At 36.1% G+C, this 24,283-nt stretch carries 28 protein-coding genes and 1 pseudogene; 14 read left to right on the forward strand and 15 right to left on the reverse strand.

The features are described from left to right. Nucleotides 1-78 precede the first annotated feature (78 nt). From vrrA to AC6CHS_RS02985, 3 genes are all read left to right on the forward strand, one after another. Nucleotides 79-534: a VrrA/YqfQ family protein gene (gene vrrA, locus AC6CHS_RS02975; protein ID WP_498233984.1), complete on the forward strand. Its 456-nt coding sequence runs from the start codon at nt 79-81 to the stop codon at nt 532-534. A gap of 83 nt (nt 535-617) precedes the next feature. Beyond that, nucleotides 618-1,577 (forward strand): peptide-methionine (R)-S-oxide reductase MsrB, encoded by a 960-nt coding sequence (gene msrB / locus AC6CHS_RS02980; protein ID WP_498233986.1) that lies wholly within the window; start codon nt 618-620, stop codon nt 1,575-1,577. Nucleotides 1,578-1,616: 39 nt separating this feature from the next. Beyond that, nucleotides 1,617-1,823, forward strand: a complete 207-nt coding sequence (locus AC6CHS_RS02985; RefSeq protein ID WP_036572896.1) for a DUF6501 family protein — start codon at nt 1,617-1,619, stop codon at nt 1,821-1,823. Nucleotides 1,824-1,882: 59 nt separating this feature from the next. Here the strand turns inward: AC6CHS_RS02985 and AC6CHS_RS02990 are convergent, their stop codons facing one another. Then, nucleotides 1,883-3,073, reverse strand: coding sequence for a M14 family metallopeptidase (locus tag AC6CHS_RS02990; RefSeq protein ID WP_498233988.1), 1,191 nt, complete (start codon nt 3,071-3,073; stop codon nt 1,883-1,885). Nucleotides 3,074-3,548: 475 nt separating this feature from the next. Between AC6CHS_RS02990 and AC6CHS_RS02995 the strand changes: the two genes are divergently transcribed. The 3 genes from AC6CHS_RS02995 (at nt 3,549) to AC6CHS_RS03005 (ending at nt 5,491) form a co-directional block, all read left to right on the forward strand. After that, nucleotides 3,549-4,397, forward strand: coding sequence for a sialate O-acetylesterase (locus AC6CHS_RS02995; protein WP_498233990.1), 849 nt, complete (start codon nt 3,549-3,551; stop codon nt 4,395-4,397). Between the two features lie 35 nt (nt 4,398-4,432). Continuing rightward, on the forward strand, nt 4,433-4,960 hold the full coding sequence (locus AC6CHS_RS03000; protein ID WP_498233991.1) for a PadR family transcriptional regulator: 528 nt from the start codon (nt 4,433-4,435) through the stop codon (nt 4,958-4,960). Nucleotides 4,961-5,251: 291 nt separating this feature from the next. Then, nucleotides 5,252-5,491, forward strand: coding sequence for a ferredoxin family protein (locus AC6CHS_RS03005; RefSeq protein ID WP_036572900.1), 240 nt, complete (start codon nt 5,252-5,254; stop codon nt 5,489-5,491). Nucleotides 5,492-5,561: 70 nt separating this feature from the next. Here the strand turns inward: AC6CHS_RS03005 and AC6CHS_RS03010 are convergent, their stop codons facing one another. Continuing rightward, entirely contained in the window at nt 5,562-5,828 is a 267-nt protein-coding gene (locus AC6CHS_RS03010) for an acylphosphatase (RefSeq protein ID WP_498233994.1), read from the reverse strand. Nucleotides 5,829-5,991: 163 nt separating this feature from the next. Here AC6CHS_RS03010 and AC6CHS_RS03015 point away from each other — a divergent pair, with 163 nt between their 5' ends. From AC6CHS_RS03015 to AC6CHS_RS03030, 4 genes are all read left to right on the forward strand, one after another. After that, the gene (locus AC6CHS_RS03015) at nt 5,992-7,479 is read left to right on the forward strand and encodes an FAD-dependent oxidoreductase (protein ID WP_498234552.1); all 1,488 of its coding nucleotides are present in this window, start codon (nt 5,992-5,994) and stop codon (nt 7,477-7,479) included. Between the two features lie 345 nt (nt 7,480-7,824). Then, nucleotides 7,825-8,298, forward strand: coding sequence for a site-specific integrase (locus AC6CHS_RS03020; RefSeq protein WP_498233995.1), 474 nt, complete (start codon nt 7,825-7,827; stop codon nt 8,296-8,298). Next, nucleotides 8,271-8,420 carry a tyrosine-type recombinase/integrase gene (locus AC6CHS_RS03025; protein WP_498233997.1) on the forward strand — a complete coding sequence of 50 codons (150 nt, stop codon included), beginning with the start codon at nt 8,271-8,273 and terminating at the stop codon, nt 8,418-8,420. The genes AC6CHS_RS03020 and AC6CHS_RS03025 overlap by 28 nt, the downstream gene beginning before the upstream one ends. 44 nt (nt 8,421-8,464) lie before the next feature. Continuing rightward, complete coding sequence (locus AC6CHS_RS03030) at nt 8,465-8,692, forward strand: tyrosine-type recombinase/integrase (RefSeq protein ID WP_498234554.1); 228 nt, start codon at nt 8,465-8,467, stop codon at nt 8,690-8,692. Nucleotides 8,693-8,758: 66 nt separating this feature from the next. Here AC6CHS_RS03030 and AC6CHS_RS03035 read toward each other — a convergent pair whose 3' ends face one another. The 7 genes and pseudogenes from AC6CHS_RS03035 to AC6CHS_RS03065 all read right to left on the reverse strand — a co-directional run. Then, nucleotides 8,759-8,959, reverse strand: coding sequence for a GntR family transcriptional regulator (locus AC6CHS_RS03035; protein WP_498233999.1), 201 nt, complete (start codon nt 8,957-8,959; stop codon nt 8,759-8,761). A 133-nt stretch (nt 8,960-9,092) separates the two neighbouring features. Then, nucleotides 9,093-9,449 (reverse strand): YxeA family protein, encoded by a 357-nt coding sequence (locus AC6CHS_RS03040; RefSeq protein WP_498234001.1) that lies wholly within the window; start codon nt 9,447-9,449, stop codon nt 9,093-9,095. A gap of 25 nt (nt 9,450-9,474) precedes the next feature. Then, complete coding sequence (locus AC6CHS_RS03045; RefSeq protein WP_498234002.1) at nt 9,475-11,346, reverse strand: ABC transporter permease; 1,872 nt, start codon at nt 11,344-11,346, stop codon at nt 9,475-9,477. Next, nucleotides 11,321-12,094: an ABC transporter ATP-binding protein gene (locus tag AC6CHS_RS03050; RefSeq protein WP_498234004.1), complete on the reverse strand. Its 774-nt coding sequence runs from the start codon at nt 12,092-12,094 to the stop codon at nt 11,321-11,323. The genes AC6CHS_RS03045 and AC6CHS_RS03050 overlap by 26 nt, the downstream gene beginning before the upstream one ends. Nucleotides 12,095-12,356: 262 nt before the next feature. Further along, nucleotides 12,357-13,355 carry a sensor histidine kinase gene (locus AC6CHS_RS03055; RefSeq protein WP_498234006.1) on the reverse strand — a complete coding sequence of 333 codons (999 nt, stop codon included), beginning with the start codon at nt 13,353-13,355 and terminating at the stop codon, nt 12,357-12,359. Then, nucleotides 13,352-14,053 carry a response regulator gene (locus AC6CHS_RS03060; RefSeq protein WP_498234008.1) on the reverse strand — a complete coding sequence of 234 codons (702 nt, stop codon included), beginning with the start codon at nt 14,051-14,053 and terminating at the stop codon, nt 13,352-13,354. The genes AC6CHS_RS03055 and AC6CHS_RS03060 overlap by 4 nt, the downstream gene beginning before the upstream one ends. A 437-nt stretch (nt 14,054-14,490) precedes the next feature. Then, nucleotides 14,491-15,041 (reverse strand): annotated as a pseudogene (locus AC6CHS_RS03065) (MBL fold metallo-hydrolase); the annotation flags it as partial. 273 nt (nt 15,042-15,314) lie between these two features. On the opposite strand from AC6CHS_RS03065, the gene AC6CHS_RS03070 reads away from it, so the two are divergent. Both AC6CHS_RS03070 and AC6CHS_RS03075 read left to right on the forward strand, forming a co-directional pair. Further along, entirely contained in the window at nt 15,315-15,800 is a 486-nt protein-coding gene (locus AC6CHS_RS03070; protein WP_498234010.1) for an RNA polymerase sigma factor, read from the forward strand. Nucleotides 15,801-15,849: 49 nt separating this feature from the next. Next, the gene (locus AC6CHS_RS03075) at nt 15,850-16,092 is read left to right on the forward strand and encodes a hypothetical protein (protein ID WP_498234012.1); all 243 of its coding nucleotides are present in this window, start codon (nt 15,850-15,852) and stop codon (nt 16,090-16,092) included. A 1,151-nt stretch (nt 16,093-17,243) separates the two neighbouring features. Here AC6CHS_RS03075 and AC6CHS_RS03080 read toward each other — a convergent pair. Continuing rightward, a complete protein-coding gene (locus AC6CHS_RS03080) occupies nt 17,244-17,687 on the reverse strand; it encodes a MarR family winged helix-turn-helix transcriptional regulator (RefSeq protein ID WP_498234014.1) in 444 nt (147 codons plus the stop codon). A 140-nt stretch (nt 17,688-17,827) separates the two neighbouring features. Between AC6CHS_RS03080 and AC6CHS_RS03085 the strand changes: the two genes are divergently transcribed. Together AC6CHS_RS03085 and AC6CHS_RS03090 are read left to right on the forward strand one after the other, a co-directional pair. Beyond that, entirely contained in the window at nt 17,828-18,580 is a 753-nt protein-coding gene (locus AC6CHS_RS03085) for an SDR family oxidoreductase (RefSeq protein ID WP_498234016.1), read from the forward strand. 70 nt (nt 18,581-18,650) lie between these two features. After that, nucleotides 18,651-19,622, forward strand: coding sequence for an aldo/keto reductase (locus AC6CHS_RS03090; RefSeq protein WP_498234017.1), 972 nt, complete (start codon nt 18,651-18,653; stop codon nt 19,620-19,622). Nucleotides 19,623-20,449: 827 nt separating this feature from the next. On the opposite strand, the gene AC6CHS_RS03095 is transcribed toward AC6CHS_RS03090, so the two are convergent. The 5 genes from AC6CHS_RS03095 to AC6CHS_RS03115 form a co-directional block, all read right to left on the reverse strand. After that, entirely contained in the window at nt 20,450-20,620 is a 171-nt protein-coding gene (locus AC6CHS_RS03095) for a CPBP family glutamic-type intramembrane protease (RefSeq protein ID WP_498234018.1), read from the reverse strand. After that, on the reverse strand, nt 20,590-21,102 hold the full coding sequence (locus AC6CHS_RS03100) for a CPBP family glutamic-type intramembrane protease (RefSeq protein WP_498234020.1): 513 nt from the start codon (nt 21,100-21,102) through the stop codon (nt 20,590-20,592). Before AC6CHS_RS03100 ends, AC6CHS_RS03095 begins: the two co-directional genes overlap by 31 nt. Before the next feature lie 146 nt (nt 21,103-21,248). Further along, nucleotides 21,249-22,223 (reverse strand): cysteine synthase A, encoded by a 975-nt coding sequence (cysK, locus tag AC6CHS_RS03105; protein WP_498234021.1) that lies wholly within the window; start codon nt 22,221-22,223, stop codon nt 21,249-21,251. A 207-nt stretch (nt 22,224-22,430) separates the two neighbouring features. Then, nucleotides 22,431-22,667, reverse strand: coding sequence for a hypothetical protein (locus AC6CHS_RS03110; protein WP_498234022.1), 237 nt, complete (start codon nt 22,665-22,667; stop codon nt 22,431-22,433). A gap of 72 nt (nt 22,668-22,739) precedes the next feature. Next, on the reverse strand, nt 22,740-24,263 hold the full coding sequence (locus AC6CHS_RS03115) for an FAD-dependent oxidoreductase (RefSeq protein WP_498234024.1): 1,524 nt from the start codon (nt 24,261-24,263) through the stop codon (nt 22,740-22,742). Nucleotides 24,264-24,283 lie beyond the last annotated feature (20 nt).

Genomic DNA, 24,283 nt, shown 5'->3' on the forward strand with positions numbered 1-24,283 from the left:
CCTACACCATTTTGTTAATGCAACGTATTCTATTAGTGATGCAAAGTCAAAATTCATATAATAAAGGGGAAGTGCAGCATGGTATTTCCAGCACCTCGGAACCAGCCATTCCAACGTCCATCAGGTCCAAGTTCTAATCCATTTATGTTTCCCAATCAAAATGTAGGAGCAACTAGACAAGGATTACCATCACTTTTAGGTAAATTTACAAACCAACAAGGCTCTGTGGGATTAATAAATAAAGGGGTGGGTGGACTATCTTCGACTTTAAATAATGTGCAGCAAGTTTTAAAAGTCGTACAGTCTACCGCACCTATTGTGCAGGAATACGGTCCAATGGTAAAGAACCTGCCATCTATGTATCGTATGATGAAAGCTTTTAAAGATATGGAAGCAGATGATAAAGAATCCAAGGATACGCCAAAAGATTTAGATGAGCAAAAGCAAAGAAAAGAACAAACCACAAATAATCAACCCAGGATACAAAGAAAGAAAGAAACGAGCGGTGATTCAAAGCCAATTCTATTTTTTTAAAAAATATAAGACCCCCGACTTGATTTTTTTAATAAGAAACGGAAAAATAGAGGTAAGCTGAAATCAGCAATGGAGGTAATAGCATGAGTTCAAACAAAGAAATTGCAACATTTGCCGGGGGTTGCTTTTGGTGTATGGTAGAACCATTTGATCAGAGGCCAGGGATTCATCGCGTTGTATCAGGATATACAGGGGGACATGTAGAAAACCCAACATACGAACAAGTTTGCTCAGATACAACGGGCCATGTGGAGGCTATAGAGATTACATTTGATCCAGACGTCATGCCGTATGAGCAATTACTTCGTACATTCTGGCAACAAATCGATCCGACGGATGCCGGAGGACAATTTAACGATCGCGGAGAATCTTATCAAACCGCTATCTTTTACCACAATGAGCAACAAAGACAACAAGCAGAGCAGTCTAAAAAGGAATTAGAGCAGAGCGGAAAATTCTCTAAGCCCATTGTTACACCAATTCTTCCAGCAAAACCATTCTATTTAGCGGAAGAGAAGCATCAAGATTACTATAAGAAACAGTCGTTTCATTATAGACTGTACAAAAAAGGATCCGGAAGAGAAGACTTTATAAAAAACACATGGAAGAAAGCTATTGACAAAGAGGAGCTTAAACAAAAACTCACTCCTATTCAATATCATGTTACCCAAGAAAACGGGACGGAAAGACCTTTTCAAAATGACTATTGGAATAATGAAGAAGAGGGAATTTATGTCGATGTTATTACAGGAGAGCCATTATTCTCTTCTAAAGACAAATATGATGCAGGTTGTGGATGGCCAAGCTTTACTAAGCCAATTGATAAAAATCAAGTGGAGGAGAAAACAGATACTACACACGGCATGAGGCGTACAGAAATAAGAAGTAAAGATTCCGATTCTCACCTTGGACATGTCTTCGAAGACGGTCCAATGGAAGCGGGAGGGCTTCGATATTGTATGAACTCAGCTGCTATGAGATTTGTACCTGTAAGCAAAATGGATGAAGAAGGTTATAAAAAGTTTCTTTATTTATTCAAGTAAACCATAATAATATTATGTAAACAAAGAGAGGAATCAAGCATGATTCATTTAGATTGGGATAAAAGACAAACACAAAAACAAATAAAATGTGTCCATGCGGATGCTAAAAAGTTTATCGTACATCATAAATTAACTCCAGGGGAAGTTTATGACGTAAAAAATGAAACAGATGAGTTTTATTTCATCATGGATAACAGTAATCGCATTGGCGGTTTTCGTAAAGATTACTTTGAAGAGGTAAAATAACAGGGGAGCCCCCTTGTTATTTTACCTCTTATTTTTTAACCGAGTCTCTTCGAACTGGTTTATAAATAAAGATTTGCAAGCATGATTCCGAGGGTTTCTTGGTAGATATCTTCAAATTGTTCAATGGGTAAGGGGTTCACTCCACTGCCTAATTCTATTGTAAATCCTGGGAGTTGAAACTCTTGAATAAACCAATCCTTATAGCCTGCATAACTATCGATATACTGGATAGGCTCGTAACCGCTAACTCGTGCGTATTCCATCACAATTTGTTCTGATTCTGGTGGCTCAAAACCTTCAAACCCCCAATAAATTTCTTCTCCCTGTGTGTGTAAAGCATTCACACGCACAAAATCACGTTGTCTTGCTAATTCTCCCATTGCAATCGCCTCAGGTTCAGTTAAAGGGGCATAGCCTGGGAAGTCCCTAGGCTCGGGGGAAGTTGGTTTTCGTTCAGCTTCCACTTCCCAGAGTGCTGGGTATTGGTTATTTAGGTCGACTCCCCTAATATTCGCCTTCCAATTTGAAAAATCAGCCTGTTGACTATTTATCTCCAAAACTTCTTCTTCTCTGTCCTCAGCAGCACCAACACCATTAAGAACGAGGTTTACGCCATCTGGATTAACCATTGGAACGATAGAGAAAGTCGTATCTGTAAATAATGGTAATGCAAAAACTCCTCTTATGGGAAGATGATTTGTCAATGCAAGGGCATATTCGTTTAAAAATCGCATAATAACTGGTGTTGTAATCCATTCATTTGCATGAAAAGAGCCATTTAAATGGACTTGCTTTGCTCCATTACCAATTTGCAATTCAATTAGATCTTTACCCATTACGGAATTTCCAATAATGTTTTGCCGAATAAAAGGATATACCTCTTGTAATGCTTGGAGATCTTCTAACATCCTATCATACGTATACCTATCCGGATCAGTGAAGAGCATAGCGTTAACCTTTTGGGGGATCTGTAGTAATTGTCCCTGTTGCAAATTGCTCGGAACCAGAGAATCGTTTGCTAGAAACAACATATCCAAAGGGACGTTATTACGGATTGAAATAGAATACAATGTATCATTTGCCTGTATGTTATAGGGATCAGTTACATAACCGGGGATTTGTACATTCTGCCCTATGGATAATTGATTGGGGGATATTCCCAAATTTGATTGTTCTATTAGAACCAGGGGAATTCCAAATAACTGGCTGTAATACCATAATGAATCCCCTTGGCGGATTGTTATCTCCATGCAATTCTCTCCCTTATCATGTATTACTAAATAATATGGTTATACGTTTAAAAAGTGAATCTTACTAGGTGTGTAGATTGTATTACTTTATAAATAGTATGAATTTTTAAATATTATGCTATAATATACAAAAACTGCGACCAATCGAACTAGTAAAATAGGAGAAGAGATTTCATCAAGGGATACTCGAATTATATAAAGATGTTGCTTCAAATAGTTGTTTTGTTAGAAGAAGAAACTTCGATGAACAAAATCACGGATTGATTTGTATAAAAGAAATGTTCAACCAGGTTTGCCAATAATTGCTGGTTAAGGATGCCGCAATAGTTGAGTGGCTCTTTCCTTGATTCTTTCCATAGCTTACTTGAAATAACTAAGAACTAATGTTTATGTCTTGACAATGGTCTAATGAAGCTATACTCTTAAACTCACTTAGTCTAATTAGACTATTATAATTCAGAAAGAAGGTTTTCCTATGAAATCAATATTATTAATCGGACAATCAAATATGGCGGGCAGAGGTTTTATAGAGGAAGTATCACCGATTTATAATGAACATATAAATATGTTGCGAAACGGTAGATGGCAAATGATGGCAGAACCACTTAATTTTGATCGCAACGTAGCCGGTGTTGGACCGGCAACCTCCTTTGCTCAAGCCTGGACAGAGGATCATCCGGGCGAGTCCATTGGATTAATACCATGTGCCGAGGGTGGAAGCTCTATTGATGAGTGGGCAATTGATGGGCTATTAACAAGACACGCGATTTCAGAAGCGAAATTCGCTATGGAAACAAGTGAATTAGTGGGAATTCTGTGGCATCAAGGAGAAAGCGATAGTTATGGAGAAAGTTATAAGACTTATGAAGATAAGTTACTTCTACTATTTAAACACCTGAGAGAAGAATTAAACGCACCAGATATTCCGCTGATAATCGGTGAGTTGGGACACTACCTTGGGGAATCAGGTTTTGGGAAAAGCGCTGTAGAATACGAACAAATTAACCAGATATTATCTAAAGTTGCTCATACCGAAAAAAATTGCTATTTTGTAACATCAAAAGGCTTAACCGCAAATCCAGATGGGATTCATATTGATGCTATATCCCAAAGAAAATTCGGATTGAGATACTATGAAGCTTTCTTAAAACAAAAGCATGTTTTAGATATTTTGGATATAGAGCAAGAATGGATAGAAAAGGTAGGAAAACGCGAACTAACTAAGAATGAACGTATATTTGTTCAAAGTATAAAGTTTGCTATAGGACAATTGAGTTTTGAGGAGTTTACTGTTAATGTCTCCGAGATTAATAACAGTAAGTAAAGCAAAATCAATCACATTTTATGAGGAGAGATCAATTGATTCCACTTTTAATCTTAGGTTTGTTAAAAGAAAAACAATGTTCGTATGGGTATGAACTGCTGTCAATCATGAATGAGCGAAATTACGAGTTTGTAGTCAGCTACACCAAAGGTTCATTTTATTACAATCTTCAACAATTAGAAGAAAAAAGATTGATTCTACGTATTTCGGAAACGAGGAAAACAGAATCCAGGGAAAAAAATAAATATACTATTACTGATTTGGGAATTAAAGAGTTTAATCGTTTAATGACGAAGTACGGGACAAAAACAGATTATATAAACCTTTCCTTTTATAATGCTATGCTTTTTGAAAAAGAATTCGACAAAGAAAAGATGAGGGAACTAATTCATGTTCAGATTAAACAAACAAAGAAAAAAATTACGCTCATCGAAGAAGCATTAATAAACAGATCAACTCTCATGAAGAATTTTGTTCGTATGTTAGAAAATTCTCTTTCACACCATATAGTTAATATAAATTGGTTTCATGAGCTATTAAACGAGATTGATTCAGAAGTATAGTGGGAACAACAGACCTTTTTTGGCAATGTGAGCACACTGTCATCACCTCAGCAAAATTGTGCTGGATAGAAGGGCGGAGAATATAAAGGATTGCGGACAAGCGGTCAATTTGGAACAACGTGCAGCTTGTCTTGATACATTCATTTTAGACGACAGCTTAAGTAATGAAGATTCTCTACACATGTCGAGGTAGAAGGTTTGCTCTTTTAATTTTTGGTAAAAATAGTTATAATAGCTTGTAGCATACTTATTAGAAACGGATATGTAATGATTAGAGGAGGAAATGGTTTTATGGCTTTTGTAATAACTTCACCGTGTAAGGAAGAAAAGGCGGGCGAATGTGTAGAGGTTTGTCCTGTTGATTGTATAGAAGAAGGAAAAGATATGTTTTATATAGATCCAGAAATTTGCATCGATTGTGGTGCTTGCGAAGCTGTTTGTCCTGTAGAAGCAATTTATATGGAGGATGAGGTTCCAGAAGAAGAGACCCCATATATCGCAATAAACCAAAAGTTTTTTGAGGAAAAATAATTAGTAACAAAAAGCTCAACCGGAAAAAATACCGGTTGAGCTTTTTGTTACTAAACTGATGTAGAGTTGATTATCTTGTTTGAAAACTATCATACCCATAGTCTTCCATGGTTTCAATCTCCATGTTTTCTACGTTAATAAACTTATTTAAACCTTCATCAAGTTGTTGTATATAGGTGTTTAGCTGTTCTTCTTTCCCTTCAACTTCAAGTTCTACCGTACCATCCTCATTATTTTGAACCCAACCATATAGGTTCATTTTTTTTGCTTTCATCTGTGCTGAATTCCTAAAACCTACACCTTGCACTCGTCCACTAATATTTAGATGCTTTCTCATCATTTCACCTCTCTATTTATTCTAATTACCTGTTTAACTGTTATTAAAACACATATATTCATCTAAAATAGTTCATAATAATGCTAATCTATATTGCAGAAGAGGAGACAAATTAGTGAGTGAAATTCAACTTCCACAATTTCCAGAACCTTATTGGCGAGAAATGAAACTACCCACATTTGAAAAACTGACCACTTCCATAAAAGCTGATGTTGGGATTGTAGGGGGCGGTATTACTGGTATCACTGCAGCCTATTTATTATCCAAACAAAATTTAAAAGTTGTTTTAATCGATTCTGATGAAATACTTAATGGTACTACAGGTCATACAACAGCCAAAATAACTGCACAGCATGGTTTAATCTACGATGAATTTATGAAACATATGGGAGAAGAAAAAACAGCCAAGTATTATCATGCTGCTATAAAGGCGAAGGAATTCATTAAGGATACCATATCGGAAAATAAAATTGATTGTGATTATGAAACACAAGATGCTTATGTATACACAAATGATGATAAATATATTATGCAGCTAGAAAATGAAATAAAAGCTTATGAAAAGTTAGAAATTAGTAGTGAATATTTGTCGGAAATGCCTTTAAATCTGCCAATCAAAGCTGCGGTTATGATGAAAGACCAAGCTCAATTCCACCCTTTAAAATACTTAAAAGCACTCGTTCAAGCAAGCAAGGATAATGGAGTCGAGTTTTATGAGAATACGACAGCTGTTGATATTGAGTATAACAAACACCCAAATATTGTTACAAAAGATGGCCATCGTATCACATGTAATCATGTGATTGCTGCATCACATTTCCCATTTTATGATAAGCAAAGCTTTTACTTTGCCAGAATGTACCCTGAACGATCTTACGTTCTAGCTATCAACTCAAAGCTAAAATACCCTGGGGGTATGTATATTAACGCAAAGAGCCCTTCACGATCTGTTAGAAGTACACCAGGTGAGAAGGGAGCCTTGTGGTTAATTGGAGGTGAGAATCACAAAACAGGTCAAGGAGAGTCTGTAATCCATCACTATGAAAAGCTTGAGGATTTTTCATCGAAGCATTTTAAAATGAAGGATATTGCCTATCGTTGGTCTGCCCAAGATTTAACCACCATAGATAAAGTACCATATATTGGTGCTGTATCCAAAGGAGAGAGTAATGTCTATGTAGCTACAGGCTACAGAAAATGGGGTATGACGAATGGAACTGCAGCAGCCATGATACTTGCTGATAAAATAACGGAGACACCGAATGAACATGCGGATATTTATGAGCCATCGAGATTTCAGCCAGATCCATCTGTACGTAAATTTATTGAGATGAATGCAGATGTAGCAAAACATATGGTAAAAGGTAAACTGGATTTTTCTAATAATGAGTTAGCACAAATAAAAACAGATGAAGCAATTGTTACACGAATTAACGGTAAAAGAACTGGGGTTTATAAGGATAAAGAGCAAACGTTGCATGCCGTAGACACGACCTGCACACATTTAGGCTGTGAAGTCGAATGGAATTCTGGTGACCGAAGCTGGGATTGTCCATGTCACGGCTCGAGATTTTCTTATGAGGGTAAGGTAATGGAAGGTCCAGCAAAAAAACCTCTAGCTAAAGTAGACATTAAAAGTGAACATGGTTGATTAGAAAAGAATATAAGAAAAAAACTACACTTTGAAAATTGTTTCTAGTGTAGTTTTTTCATAAAATATCTCACTATCTCAAGTATACTTTGTTAATAAGATGAAATTTCTGGTTTTCGTCACAACTTCCTATAATATATATTATGTAAACTAGAAAAACTAAAACAGAACAATAACTCTAAGTCCCTTATTCCTATAAGATTTATTATTGTGAAGTTGTTTTCTTCCTAACCTGTAACGTTTTGTTCGGAATACATAATACATGATTCGTTTCTTATAACTTACAGTTTCAGCCCATAATTTTGCAGCTCGTCCTTGTAACTCAATTTTTGGAGGTTGTTGTTAATGAAACTGTATCATGCTATGGATGAGTATCTCATGTATGTAGAAGTTGAAAAAAACTGTTCTCCGCATACAATCCAGGCTTATGCTTTTGATCTACGCTGTTTTGAAAGTTTTCTGAAGAAATATGGCCGTTCCTGCGAGTTGTCAGATATTACATCTTCCATCGTCCGTCGGTTTATTCAAGATCAGGTATTAAACCAAAAGATGAAACCTCGCTCAGTCCAACGTAGAATTTCCTGTCTCAAATCATTCACTAGCTTTTGTATCAAGGAACGGTATCTATCGGTAGACTTTATGGCTGGGATTGTAGCACCGAAAACGGATAAAAAGCTCCCCAAATATATGAAGCTTGCCGAACTCCAACAGTTTTTACGATATTTGGAGAATGACCGACACCCTTTTGCACTACGTAATGAGACCTGTTCAAGCTGCTTGCTACTTCCGGCATGCGACGCTCTGAAATTGTTGAACTAACCTGGGGGCAAATTGATTTAAATGAAAAGACTGTTTTAATTTACGGAAAAGGAAAAAAAGAGCGCCTACTCCCTATTCATCCTATGGTAATACAACCCTTAACGTTTACCGGGATACACTAACAGAAAATGAATAGTATGAGACAGAACCTGTATTTTACAGCAAGCTGAACGTAGCATTAAATGTTCGCTCTGTCCATAAGTTATTTAAGGAATTGCTTGAAAAAGCCGGTCTACCTTCCAATCGTTTTTCTCTACATCATTTGCGTCATACTTTTGCGACCATCTTGTTGCAACAAGATACAAAAGTTGACCTACGTACATTGCAGGAACTTTTTAATAATGAATTAAATCCAATCTGCTTCACCCAACCATTCCAGTATATCCTTACTTGATAATCCAAGATATTTTGCCATTTGTATTACTCTTAAAAACTGTGGTTTTAACTCATGTTCTATTTTCTATCCTATTTGAAAAATATTAATAGATGCGACATAATAACCTTTTCCTTTTATAGAATATAAATATCCTTGATTTTCAAGTTCATAGTATGATCTTTGTACAGTATTCGGGCTAATAATATTACTTAAAATTTCCACTTTTATTTTTTCGGTTAACTGCTCGTATGTTGGATTTCTATTTTGTTTATCTAATCTAAACATATAACCTCTCCATCATCTTAATTATTGGGATGGCTATTTTCTCTTAATATAGTTACAAAATATTCTTTTACTCATTTCAGATACTCAAACTTATAATTTCGAACTTTAAACAGATGGTGGCATATCTATTTGGTCAATCACTGTTTAACTGTTCTTTTACTCTATCTGGTAGTTCTTCAACCTGTATTTCTTCCCACTTTTCTACATAAGACCCTTTTGTAGTAACTATTAAAAAGGCATTTTCTTTTAATACTCTTGTTGAACTAAATGTTACTTCCTTTTTATCACCGTCTTCAGTATAGCCAATTAAAGTATATTCATATCTGCGAGCATCAATGGGTTCTTCATTGATTTGTACATATACCTCTTCTTTAGGTACAAAAGGGTTGATAAGATCTCTATCTACTTCTGGAACAATCGTAAAAAAACCAACTAATATGACAACTAAAGCAAGTACAATTCCTACAGTTATTTTCACTACTTTTTTCAATATTTATCTCTCCCTTAATTTTTAATTAGCGATATACATATTCTTTTAAATTTTTGATGTAACTAGAACGAATGACAATAAAGTATAGAAGCTGTAATCCCAAGAATCCTAAAATGGTAATAACTCCTGATTGAAATACGTTAGAAAATCCTCCCTCCCTTTGTAACACCTGTAAGGCGAAACCTGTTTCAACAATAGCCAACAAAAATGGTAGGAAAAAGAGGATTGCCATTTGAATGTTTGCGTTTTTAACCATTTCCTTTTCACTCAATCCGATTTTAGCTAGTGATTTATATTTTTTTCTTTCCTCATATAAATCCGTAAACAACCTGAAATACAAGAAACTCCCAGCAGCCAAGAAAAAGATGATGCCAATAAATAAACCAATAAACAGACTTAAACTTGGTAATTGAACAGTCTGATAATATTCGATGGCCTTTGAAGAGTACCTAGCATCTGGGTTATATGTTTCACCAACGATATGATCATGTATCTTTTGACTTATATCTAAGTTCTCTTTTGAATTAGCAAATTGAAAAGCATAAAAGGTTACTAACTCATTACCTTGCTTCAATAGATTAAAGGTATTTTCATTAACAACTAACACATCATGAAGAGAAAGGACTGGCTGTTCAATTGATTGCAACTTTATCGACATTTGTTGGTTATTTAATTGTAAATCTGTCGTATTATCTTGGAGTACTGTATATCCTTCTCGTTCTGTTTGCCCAAAGTAAACCCCTTTTCCTTCCTCAAGTTTAGAAGTTTTTAATTCAGGTAATATCTTCATCCCATCTTTGTATGAAAGAACTAAAACAGGATAATTCGATGATCCTTGACCAGTTTCAATCACTTTAAATTTAGATTGCTCGTAATCTATATTTTTTTGTTCAAACTGTTGTTGAATATATGTCAGTTGTTCATTTTCATCCTTGTTACTAGAATAGGATAGAAACTCCATTTCATATAATGAATCTTCAGTAGTAAACATTGATTTATAAGTGGCTAAAGTTCCTGTTGCCGTAAAGGCTACAGCAGAAACAATACTTACGATGAAAAATAAACGAGCATTATCTTTGACTCGATACATTAAATCAGAAACCCAAAGTAGATTTGTACCTTTTCTATAAAATTTCTTATTTCGTTTCAACAGTTTCAGTATCCAGACACTTAATTGGCTATAAAACAAGTAGGTCCCTATTACTGTACAAACAGTAATAATAACTGCACTACCAATATCAATACCTGCAAATAATGCCAAGCCAAACCCTCCACCTAAGAACATCATTCCTAGTATAGAAAAAGGTATAGAAGGCTTTGGTTCCTTTTTTGGTTTGACCGACCCCTTCAGTAAAGAAACTACTTCTTCTGAATGGATAATAAAGAGTGTAAATTGAGAAATAAGCACAAACAGAGGTAGAAATACCCCAATTGTTATTCCTAGTGCTTTCAAGGGGAAATATAGTTCAAGTGGTTCCATTTCGACTATATATGACCCTGCAGTAAAGAACAGTTTAGCAAGCACTGTACCACCAATGATTCCTGTAACGATAGAAGCAAGACCGATGAATACATTCTCCAGTGTGATTAGTAGGCGAAGTTGTTTAGGTGATGACCCTTGAATTGTAAGGATTCCAAATTCACTTTTCCGTGTTTTTAAAAAGGCACTTACAGAATAAAGGACAAATAAGATTGAAAATATAAAAATGACCCATTCTGCAAATACCATGCCTTTTTTGGCAATGTTATTCATATAACCTGTTTCTAATGCAGGATGAAAGATGAACATCGCAAACATAAAGAAAATCATAACAGCGAACGAACTGCTTAAATAAAAGGCTAGATATGCTCGCAAATTACGCGTTATATTTTTATAAGCGAACTGTGGAAAGGTCATCCGAATCTCCCCCTAGCATTGATAGAACATCTAAAATCTGTTGAAAAAATACCTTTTGATTCGTTCCTTTATATACTTCGTTGTACAATTTACCATCTTTAATGAAAATAACTCGATCACAATAGCTAGCAGCAGATGGATCATGGGTAACCATTAACATCGTTGTTTTATCTTTTTCGTTAATCATTTGTAAAGTCTGCATCACGTCTTTCGATGATTTAGAATCTAAGTTTCCCGTTGGTTCGTCAGCTAACAACAAGGAAGGCTGATGAATGATTGCTCTAGCGATTGCAGTACGTTGTTTCTGACCGCCTGATACTTCATATGTTCGTTTATTTAAGATTGAATCAATACCTAGCTTTTGAGTGATAGCCTGTACTTTCTTGTCAATTTCACCTGAATCTACTCTTTCTAGTGTCAAAGGCAGCATAATATTTTCTTCCAATGTTAATGTGTCTAATAAGTTAAAGTCCTGAAAAACAAATCCTAGTTCTTTCCTTCGAAATTCTGCAAGTTTCCCTTTTTTAAATTTATGAGGCTCTTGTCCGTTAACAATGACCTGTCCCGATGTCGGTCTATCAATGGTGGAGATTAGATTTAATAGTGTTGTTTTCCCCGATCCAGACGGCCCCATTACACCAATAAATTCTCCCTTTTCCACATTAAACGTAATATTTGTTAAAGCTTGGAAGGTCGCTTTTCCATCATAAATTTTATTTAAATCTTGTACTTGTAATACATCTGCCATTATATTGCCTCCTACATATTTGACTGTATATTGATTATATAAGGAATATAAAAATACAAAAATAGAATTACCTTAAATCAACCTTACACTTTAGTAAGGAAAAGACATAAAAGAACCTTACCCCTTCATTAGTTGGGTAAGGCTCCTCCTCTTAGGATTCAATCTAATTATGAAGTTTGTCGAAATTTATGGCGACGATTTTGTATGTTTTTAGCCCGCTATATTGTCCATTTTAAACACGACTCTTTCATTTCCCTTTATGCTAGTGTTTATTCGATGAAACATATTCCTTAAAATATATTTTAAAGGTTGTACTTTGTCCTATTTCTGATTGTAGTTCTATTTCATGCTGGAGCTTACCCATAATTTCTTTTACTAAATAAAGCCCCATTCCCGTTGACTCGTGATACAATCTTCCATTTACTCCTGTAAAATAAGGTTCAAAAACCCTTCTGATATCTTGTGAAGGAATTCCAACACCGAAGTCTTTAATTTCTAATAAGATGCACTCTTCTTGTTTCTCAATTTTGATATTTAATGTATCACTTTTGTTAGCGGAATATTTAACTGCGTTTGAAATAATTTGACCTATAACAAATTGCAGCCACTTCTTATCAGAATACACGCACAATTTATCTTTTGGGAAGTACTTTCTAGGGAAAATTTTGTATTGAATAAACAATCTTTTATTTTCCATTATAATTTCATTCATAAAGTTTTGAAGAGGGATCTTTTCAATAGAATAGTCTTTTTCAAACATAGATAGTCGTGATGAGTATAGCACAGTTTTTAATCCATCTTCTAATCGATATAACTCTTTTCGAATTGCCTGAAATAACGCTTCATCATTATCTTGAATCATTAAATGGATGACAGATAAGGGCGTTTTCATTTGATGTACCCATTGATTTGTAAATGTTACTCTTTCATTTAAATCTTTCTTAACCTGTTGCAGATTATTTTCATATAGTTCGGTGAGTACAGATTGCCTTTCATAAATGGATTCAGCTAGTACGCTTTTTCCCAATTGTGTTACATATAATTCGTCATCATTAGACTTTTGTAACCATCGGTAAAGTTTTATATCCTGTATCCATCGATAAATTAGATAAATTCCTATAGTTATTACTTGAATCATAAAGACATAAAACAAATGATCCAATTCTTGAAATCCTAAAAACCAGTAGTAAACAAATACAAATATTCCCTGTATGATGGTAACAAAAATAAGGGACAAATGTGAACGAAGAAATAACTTCATTCTACTTCCTCCCATGTACATCTCATCCTATAACCTGCCCCACGAACTGTTTCAATAGCATCTTTGATTCCAATATCAGAAAGTCTTTTCCTTACCCGTGTGATATAAACGTTTAACGTATTTTCATCAATAAACATATCCGTATTCCACATTTTTTCAATTAAACGATCTCTACTTGTTATCTTTTCTCCACGTTCTAATAATACTTCTAATAATAATAATTCCTTTTTTGAAACCTCTGTTGACTTCAATTGAAATCGAAGTTCCATTCGCTCTGGTAAAAATGCCAAACCATGAAAATCAATCATCCGCTCACCCTGACTGGGTGCATATTCGCCATATGCTCGTCTTAGATTACTCTTGACTTTAGCAATTACCATATCATATTCAAAAGGTTTTGTAATGTAGTCATCCCCTCCGTTTTCTAGGGCCATAATTTGATCCATTGTACCCTCTCGTGCAGATATAAAGATAATCGGGCATGTAGAACGTTGGCGAATCTGTCTGCACCAATAAAAGCCGTCAAATGATGGTAAATTTATATCTAGTAATACTAAATCAGGTTCTTTCTCAAGAAATTTGCCTACGATATCATTGAATTGTTCTAAAGTAATTACTTCGTACCCGAATTTTTCTATATGTTTAGCTAAAGGTATACGGAGTTTATCATTATCCTCAACTATCATGATTTTTTTCATGGATATTATCCCTTCTCTGCTTAGTAAGACACCCCTCTAAACTAATAGTTTATTGCATTTTAACTCATTTGGTCATTTAATTCGATTACTACCCGCTTACCATCTACAAGTACCTCAATAATGCAAATAATTATATTGAAAATCTTTATCATATCTCATCGCTCCTTTATTTCTAACAACTATTGATTTTATTGTAAAAAATAATGGAGGTCGTAACCATCGAATTTTATTAAATAGATATTACATTTTTGTAAGATAAGGTAAAACTTTGTCTAATATAATAAGTGTTGCCTAATCAACAACGGATTAGGTTATGCTAAGAAACATCTCTTTTGTATTTTGCAATAGAAAAGTGCAGAGGTTTGTCACCCGTAATACTTCTCTTCATTTCCTTTTAGATAATGCATTTGTTAAGCAGTAACTCTCTCCTTGATAAGAGATAATAGGGTTTTGCTGTTTTTTAAATAAAGACTTATATGACCTGGTGTATGCCCGGGTGTGAAAAAATAACTTGGATTCCTCCACAAAACGGGAGCTCTTCCCCACCAAACAAGGTTTTGTCAACTTTAGCTCTTGGTGAACTGTTAACTTGAGCCACAACTTCCTGACGTTTATCCGCTGAAAGCTCCTCTAGTTGCCAAGCCATACTGTCAAGGTTTGCCTTTAATAGTGGTAACTTTCCTTCAATATAGGGCCCATCGATTTCATGAGCGTAAACTTCAATGTTGGAATTAGCTTCTTGCAAAATTTCAGGAAGGCTACCAATATGATCAATGTCATGATGCGTCAGAATAATAACTTTTAATTTTTCAAAAGGTATCCCGGCACTATTCATGGCTGTCCGTATTTGTTCCAAATTCCCAGGTGTCCCAGTGTCGATCAGAACAGCACAATCAGCGTCCCAAATAAGAGTGGGATTCAGTTCTTGACGACCACCGAAAGCTTCGATCTGCAATTCAATCATTTTTACTCCGTTTGAAATTTCCATAGTTCTTTCTCCCTTCAAGATTCAGTATGCTAAATATTCTAGGGGCCGATCCCTGAGTGGGTCAGTAAAATGAAGATAATACTGTTTAAGCTGGAATATGAAATACATATTTATAATAAGGATCTACCTCGAAAATGCACCCCATCAATTAATAAAACGAAAAAGCGTTATAAATAGTTACGGGGGATATTAATACTTTTTATCCTTGCAGTATCTTTCTGATCTTGTTTTTCGTTTATAATAAATGAAGAGTTAAAAAAGGAGGCATTTGCAATGTGTCCATTTGTTCAAGATGTTTCTACTGAAGCGCATAAAAATTTCCAAGACGCCATTATACCCTACATGGAGGACTTAAAAAAATATTGCCGTTACTTGATGAAATCGTCTTGGAATGGAGAAGACCTGATGCAAGAAACTTTGATGAAGGCATATAAGAGCTATGCAACAACGTTAAATCCAATAATCTCCAAATCCTATTTGTTTCGAATTGCACGTAATACTAGGATTGATGGAAATCGGAAACGAAAGCTAAGCGAAGACTTTAATCAAGACATTTCAGCAATAGCCGATGAAAAATCAACAAATTTAGATACCCTCATAGAGGGAATACACCTTTTGTTGCAAGAACTCTCATCGAAACAGCGTATAGCAGTGCTACTCGTTGATGGATTAAATTACACAATGCAAGAAACGTCAAAAATGATGGAGACAAACGAAGGGGCCGTAAAGGCTGTTCTTCATCGGCTCGGAGGAAATTAAAACAGGTGAGAATCAAACTATTATTTATTCGGAAGATGATAGTGTCAAAATGTATATTACAGCATTACAAAACGGCCAATCAGAAACGCTTGTCGACCTTTTCCGGAAAGAAGTTGGTGAACCACGTATGTTGGAAACAAGTGAGCAATCAGGTTTTTCTCCAAAGATTATAATTCAATCAGTTGTTGGTTCAGAGTCTTCAAACGTACTTGTTACACTAATGTCAAAATACGGAAATTTAGTTATTATACCATTTTATAAATCAGAGTGGCTCTTTTTTTCGCTAGACTGAGAGAAAGGCGGCTTTTAACCGCGGCATAAAAAAGTAAATTGTCGTTAGCATAGCGCCGCAAGTATATAAACGTCACTGGATAATATGAAACTCCAAAATAAGTGAAATGAATGACCTGTATAAACTGATAAAGGTTCTAAGGGATTTTCTATGGCACGATCTTAAAGAGACTGATGAAGTATTCATAGTACTTGATGGCGAGGTGGCCATAGCCTTTCCTTATGGAGAGGTCAAACTCTCAAAAGGAAAAATGTATGTGATACCAAAGGTGTTGTCAACACTGGTGAAATTAAAGGCGAAGTAGCTGCTGAAAACAATGTATGGATTTAAACTAAGTAGTTAATACCTGGATTCCCGAACACTCGTAACGAGGTAGGTGTATAACCCGATAATGATAGGCATTTGTCCTATTGCACACTCGTTATGTGTCTTTACACATAACGAGTGAAGATGTGAGTAAGAAATGGAGAAAAACCCAATACTATCAAGGGTTTTTCTCACTTCCTCGTTATGTGAAGGCGGGAATCCAGGTTAATATGTATTGAACAATGACAGATCAATTGTGACCGCTTTATAGGATATGGCCCCACTAAAATGTTCTTCTAATGTTCTTCAAGAAACTGGGTGATTGTCGAAGACCATTGTAGGAAATGATCAAGCTTTATTATAAAAACCAAATTTAAATCTACAAAAGAGGAACTCATTTTGATCAATTTTTTTCAAAATGGATCCTTTCAATTTATCGTAAAATAAGGGTTTTCAAGGTCTTTTTTCCCAAACTTTATTTTAAAGCTACAACTATTTCGGAATATGGTAAACAGTGGTTGATCCCACTTTTTCTTAAAACATAAAGGGAATTTGGGATTTTTATGGCTTAGCGTTGTATATCCGCATTTTCCTGACGCTACCCCGAGTAGGCGTCGCCATTAATATAATCAGCACGTATGTTTAACCTTTCTGCCCCTCAATATCGACTGTTAAAATGTTCCTAGAAGGCCTTCAACTATTACTTCTTTTTATACCAACTTTCTATCCTTTCTAACATATTCCTAACTTCCATTTTACTGTAAAAAAAGTTTGTCCCTTATTATTATACTCTTCTTGCATAACATCAAAAAAAGCAGTTAAGATGGTGAGGCTTTACAAGCCGATTAAGACTTTGCTTTTGCTCTTTCCGCCAGATTAGTAATCGAATCAATATCTTGTTCGGTTAATAATTCTAAAAAATGCTCACGTATTGCCACGGAAACGACAGGGCGTGCATTATTCAATGCTGATTTTCCGGCCGAAGTAGTGATTACCTGCACTCCTCGTTCAGTTTCTAATGGTTCCCTTAAAACAAGTTCACGTTTTTCCATTCGCGTTAAATGATGGGACAACCGACTCTTGGTCCAATCCATTGAGTCTGCTAATTCTTGCTGGCGTAGCTTGCCTTTTCCATAAAGATCCAATCGGTCTAATATACCAAAATCCCCCTCCGATAGCCCAGTTTGCTCGAACATGTCTTTTACAACGCGCCCAAAGATGTTCGTATAAGAGCTTTTCCACATATGCCATATTTGCATTTCTTCTTCACTTATCATTTTTCTTTTCATAAATCAATAATATCATAGTTGACACATCAACCGCAAGGTGATAAAGTGTATTTGGGTTGATACATCAACCAAATAAAAAATGTGTAATGGGAGGAATTTACCTGTAATGACAAAGTTGCATATAGAAAGGAGAATTTACAATGCATACTAAACCTGTCGCCTTGGTTACTGGGGCCAATAAGGGAATTGGTCTTCAAATCTCAAAGGAACTTGCGTCACACGGATTCACTGTCCTTGTTGGTTCACGAAATTTTGAAAGAGGGAAAAAAGCAGCAATTAGTGTCGGGGCAGATGCTCGGGCCATACAGCTTGATGTTACCGATCAACATTCTATCGAATCAGCAGCAGAATGTATCCGTAGCGAGCTAGGTCGTCTCGACGTACTTATCAACAATGCGGGCATATCGCATGCGGGTGAGCCTGGAAGGAAGCTTGAAGAGGTAGGTAATTTAGGCAGACCAAGCGTTGCGTCTCTAGATGAGGTACGCACTGTGTTTGAGACAAACGTATTTGGTGTAATTGCTGTTACTCAAGCGATGCTACCTCTTCTTAGGAAAGCACCTGCTGCCCGCATCGTCAACATATCTAGTGGTGCAGGATCGCTGGCACTCAATGCTGATCCGAACAATTCGCATCGTGAAATGTTCGGTGCAATTTATAGCCCTTCAAAGACTGCCCTTAACGCCATCACGCTTGCTTTTGCTATTGAACTTGAATCAACAGGTATTAAAGTCAATGCGGTATGCCCGGGCTTTACTGCAACTGACCTCAACAATTTTGAAGGAACAGGAACCGTTCAACAGGCAGCTTGCCATCCTGTGAGCCTTGCTCTTCTTGACGCGAACGGTCCTACAGGCTCGTTTTCAAATGAGAGACGTCAACTTCCGTGGTGATGATGGGTCTCTCGCTGATTTAAATAATTATTAATTTTTTGACATATTACAGAAGGAGTGAGTTATACAAATGGAAAATAAAAAACTCGGAAAGTCTGGATTGGATGTTTCAGAACTATGTCTTGGAAGCATGAGCTTCGGAATACCTGAACGAGGAAATACGCCATGGTCACTAAATGAAGAAAAGAGCAGACCAATCATAAAAAAAGCCATTGAATTAGGAATAAATTTTTTCAGTACCGCTAATATGTACTCTGACGGCACAAGTGAAGAAATTCTTGGACGAGCATTAAAGGACTTCGCTCGCCGTGACGAAGTTGTCATTGCTACAAAAGTATTCGTTCCAATGCGTAAAGGTCCAAATGCTATGGGGCTTTCCCGCAAAGCGATTATGACTGAAGTTGATAATAGTCTAAGACGATTGGGTACAGACTACATCGATTTGTATCAAATCCATCGATGGGATCCTAACACACCGATTGAAGAGACAATGGAGGCACTACATGATCTAGTTAAGGTCGGTAAGGTAAGGTATATCGGATCATCCTCCATGTCAGCTTGGCAGTTCGCAAAAGCTCAACATGTGGCAGAACGCAACGGTTGGACTCGTTTCATATCCATGGAAAATAGACTTAACTTGCTTTATAGAGAGGAAGAAAGAGAAATGCTACCTTTTTGTAAAGATGATGGAGTTGGCGTTACGCCATATTTACCTTTTGCTGCAGGTCGATTAACCCGCGATTGGAATGAGCAGACCGCTCGATCAGAAAATGACCAAGTAGCAAAGGCCCTGTTTACCAAGACAGAAGAAGCTGATTGCAAAGTAGTGGAAAGAGTGGCGGAGGTTGCTGCAGATCGAGGTATTCCACGAGCACAGGTCGCACTTGCATGGCTGTTGCAAAAGGAAGAGGTCACAGCACCGATTATTGGGGCGACCAAGATAAGCCATCTTGAAGATGCAGTGTCGGCGTTATCAGTCAAATTGACATCTGAAGAAATTAAGAATTTGGAAGAACTTTATGTACCACATCCCTTGGTGTAAATACACAACTGCGCTTAGGGTGAACACTTAAAAGGTGTTCGCTCTTTTTTTATATTTTCTTAATTGCTAAGGGTTAACCGATGGTTGAACAAAACGATATTAAAGAAAAAGAGTCACCCAAAAAAGTGACAACCTCAGCTATAAATAGTGCGCCAACCTCTCGAATATTTACGAAGTATTGGGTAGCTTACTGAACAATAATTTCCATAATCGGGTGTTTTAATGAAGTAATGAAAAAGCCCAATTTCTCTATTTACGAGAGAGTTGAGCTTTTTGGTATGGGAATTTCCTTATCGTTGTAAATCCGCACTTTTCTCACGCTACCCGTAACTCTAATCAAAAAATGGCTATAGGGATTACCTTCTAAATCTAGTCATGTATCTTTTAAGGATTTAAAATTTGCATTTTTACTCCGTATGCTATCGATTAGTTCAAATAAATCTTGTATACTACGACTTAAAGCGATAAATAGCCTAATGTTGAATATTATCAAATTTAGTATTTTAATTACTTTTTTCGGAAATAATTATTATTAAATTATGTTCATGACTATTATGAATATAATTTTCAAAGACGGAACTGATAATATGTAGGGATGGAACAATAACAATTGACATAATCCGGTAAGTAAGACTTACTTAACACAGAATATATATTGTGAAAACTAGAAGAAATAAAAAATTAGCCGTTAGCATTTTAATTAATTCTCTTCCCCATTAAACTACTGGATTCCAAAAGTTACTATTTCTTACCCATAAGTCCTGGATTACTTTGGGAAATCACTTTTATTGAGTAGTTGTTATTAACTATTTTCATTACCACCTGGCTTAATAAAACAAATTTAACCCGATTATAATAATCATTAAATCTGCGCAAATATGTATTATCCATGAAGCCCAAATGGTTCTGTTCTTCTCATTAACCAACTGGAAAACCAAACCAATTACCCATAACCCAATAAAGCAAATTAAAATAATTTCAGCTGTAAACCACAACATAAATGGTAGCTTGCAAACAATAACGGGCTATATATATAGCCCCATTTACGCGGTAAATTAAAGAATATAAACCCTCTAAAGAAATACTCTTCAAGTAAAGAGTTACCAAAAGAAACATAAATTCTGACAAAAATAAAACCAGTTGCTGTAATGCCGAGTCTATCTGTTAAGTCTTGCTGGATCAGGTTAAGATCAATTTGTGGTAAAAATAACAGATAAGCAGCAAGCACAATTCCTGCTGATGATATGCCGAGAATCATAACTTTCAGCCATTCTCTCCTTCCCATCTTGGATAATGCAAGCACTTGTTTGAAATGAAAATCCTTGAATAACTTCATATAGACCCATACAACGATGAAAAAGAAACTTATTTTACAGACAGTCTTTATAACATAATTAATCTCTATCCCATGCTCTATAAATGCCAGTACAGCACAGGTAAAGAAACTACTTAACAAAATATAGGTTGTTTTTTTATTCATGTTCTCCCCCACTTACTTTCAGAATGCTATAAATATCAACTTTAAAAGACTACTTTTATTTTAACATAAGAAATATTCAAATGAGTTTACCAATAAAAAAGCCTGCTTCCCAAGGAATACAGGCTTTTTACCAATATAGAAATAGACTAAGGTTTTACGTTATTGAGACTTTTTTTAGGTGATTTGGAAAACTGAGCATCATTACCCTCAAACAGATTCATACTTAAGTACCTTTCTCCTGTATCAGGAGCTATACATACGACACGTTTCCCTTTTCCTAATCGAACTGCTTCCTCTATGGCAGCTGCGACTGCAGCCGCTCCTGATAGTCCAATGAAGATACCTTCTTGTTGAGGTAACCTTTTATACATGGAAACTGCAGTTTCGTCTTCAATTTGAACAATTTCATCATATATAGATGTATTTAAAATATCGGGTACAAATCCTGGGCTTGTTCCCACCAGTTTATGACTCCCCGGCTCGCCACCAGAAAGAACAGGAGAGCCTTTTGGTTCAACTACGGTTATTTTTAATTCTGGTAATTTCTCTTTTAACATTTCTCCAGTGCCCGTTACCGTTCCACCTGTCCCTGCGGTGCATACAAATGCATCAAGTTTTCCATCCATCTGTTTGAGAATCTCAGGGGCTGTTGTCACACGATGCACGTCAGGATTGGCTATATTTTCAAATTGCTGAGGAATAAAACTGTTCGGTATATCCTTTTGTAACTCCAACGCTTTTTGAATTGCACCTGGCATTTTTTCTTTGCTCGGTGTTAACACTACTTTTGCTCCAAAAGCCTGTAGAAGGTTTCTTCTTTCCTGTGTGCTATTGTCAGGCATAACAAGAATCGCTTTATAGCCCTTGGCGGCAGCATTCATTGCTAGGCCAATTCCGGTGTTCCCACTTGTTGGTTCAATAATCGTGTCCCCTGGTTTAATGAACCCTTTCTCTTCTGCTACTCTAATCATATTATAAGCTGCTCTGTCTTTAACACTTTTACTCGGATTAAACATTTCCATCTTTATATATACATCTGCTGCATTCTCTGGAACGACTCGATTTAATTTTACCATTGGGGTTTCGCCAATTAATTCTGTTATATTTTGAACAACCTTCATATAGATAACCTACCTTTTCGCACTCTCTTTTGTATTTCGATCATATCACCTTAAAGTTATGACAAACAAGTAAACTGCACAAGATAAATTGGTATTAATTGGTAGTGTGATGAAATGTATAGGAATTGCATAAAGGGTTAAAATAATTTTTGTAATTGTTATGTGGCCTGCAAAAACCAAACCACATATAAAAAAATAAAAGGAGTGTTAGCGATGAGCAACAATAACAACAATCGTCAGAACAACCGCAATAACAACCGTAATGAGAACAACAATAACAACAATCAAGATATCAACAACGTTGAATTTGCGAATGAATTCCTTGACGATAACAACAATAACAACAACCGTAACAATGATAATAACCGCAACAATAACCGTAATGAAAACAATCGCAACAACAACCGTAACAAATAGATTAACCCCCAAAAAAGCTGCTTCCATTGTGAAGCAGCTTCTTTGTATCAAATTCAGTATAAATAGCAGTCAATGAAACATCGTAAGAATAACGACCTACTACTCATTTAAAGTCTTTAGCGACTCCACAGCAGGACCTTCAATTACCTCACCCGTTCCACTAAAACGTGATCCGTGGCAGGGACAATCCCATGTATTATCACCGTCGTTCCATTGGACACCACAACCGAGATGCGTACAAGTAAGATCAACATAATGTAAGTTGCCATGTTCATCTTTATAGGCTCCTACCTCTTCGCCATCGCGCTTGGTGATCATCCCTTGATTATTTGACAGCTCTTCCGGATTATTCTCTTCACTGGCATCATCATAGTGATTAGGATTTTCTTCCTGTGGTTCTACCGAAATGCTTTCTTGAATATTCCTTTCAGGAGCAAACATAGCTTTGTAAGGATTGTCTTTCTCAAGGATGGTGTCGGTAAGAATTTTTGCACCGGTAGCAGAAATGGCCAGCCCCCACTTGCTTAACCCTGTTACTACATAAACATTAGGTTGATCTTCTGAAAGCGCGCCAATAAATGGGAGTCTGTCTTCTGAAATATAGTCATGGGCGGACCAGCGATTTATAATCTCTTTCACTTCAAACAGCTCCTTGGCAAAAGATTCTAGCTCTTTGTATCGCTCTGAGGAAGACTTTCCATCACCAGTCGAATGACTTTCTCCACCAACTAATACAACCCTTCCTGTTTTACTATCTAAACCACGTAACGTCCGTTTTGGTAAGTCTGCATTAATGTATAAACCGTCTGGGAATTCATCTTCTGTTTTCACTGCAAGTGCATAAGAGCTCTCTGGATTATTTTGTTTTGAGAAGAATTTACTTTCAGGTTCTATAATTGGTAAATGTGTTGCCTGTACCACTTGGCTGGCTGTTACTTTTAACCCACTTTCTGTCGTACATTCTGTCTTATTGGCTTTTTCGGTAATGTCCATTACCCTTGTCTGGTCATATACTTTACCACCAAGATTTACAAACTCCTTTAACAGCCCAGCTAAAAACTTAACCGGATGAAATTGTGCCTGATTACGCATCATAATTGCAGCTTCTACATTCATATTTAATGGAAGGTCTTCAACAAACTCGCCTTCAATTCCCAGTTTTTCGTAGGCTTCTTCCTCTTTTGAAATTTTGCTGCGGTTCTCTGCTTTTTGAGTAAAAACAAAAGCTTCTCGTTCTTCTAGTTCACAATCAATATCAAATTGGTCGGCAAGTTCCTTAATGTACGCAATCCCTTCCATATTCGCTTGATAGAACAGTTTAGCTGTTTCTTGTCCATAACGATTTATTAATTCGTCATAAATGAGATTATGCTGTGCAGTTAGTTTTGCTGTAGTAAAACCGCTCGTACCACTAAATAATTCACGCGCTTCAAGCAGTGCTACTTCTTTCCCTTCCTTGGCAAGCTGATAAGCAGTCATCACACCAGCTATTCCTGCTCCGACTACTACCGTATCCACATGAAGATCATTTTTCAGCTCACCATATGAAGGAACTTTTCCTGTGTCTCTCCAATAGGATTCATTTGCTTTAGGTAAAATAGATGTCGTCTCATTTTGTCTCAATGTTATACCTCCAGGTTAAA

This window comes from Oceanobacillus sp. GQ8, from assembly GCF_059758495.1.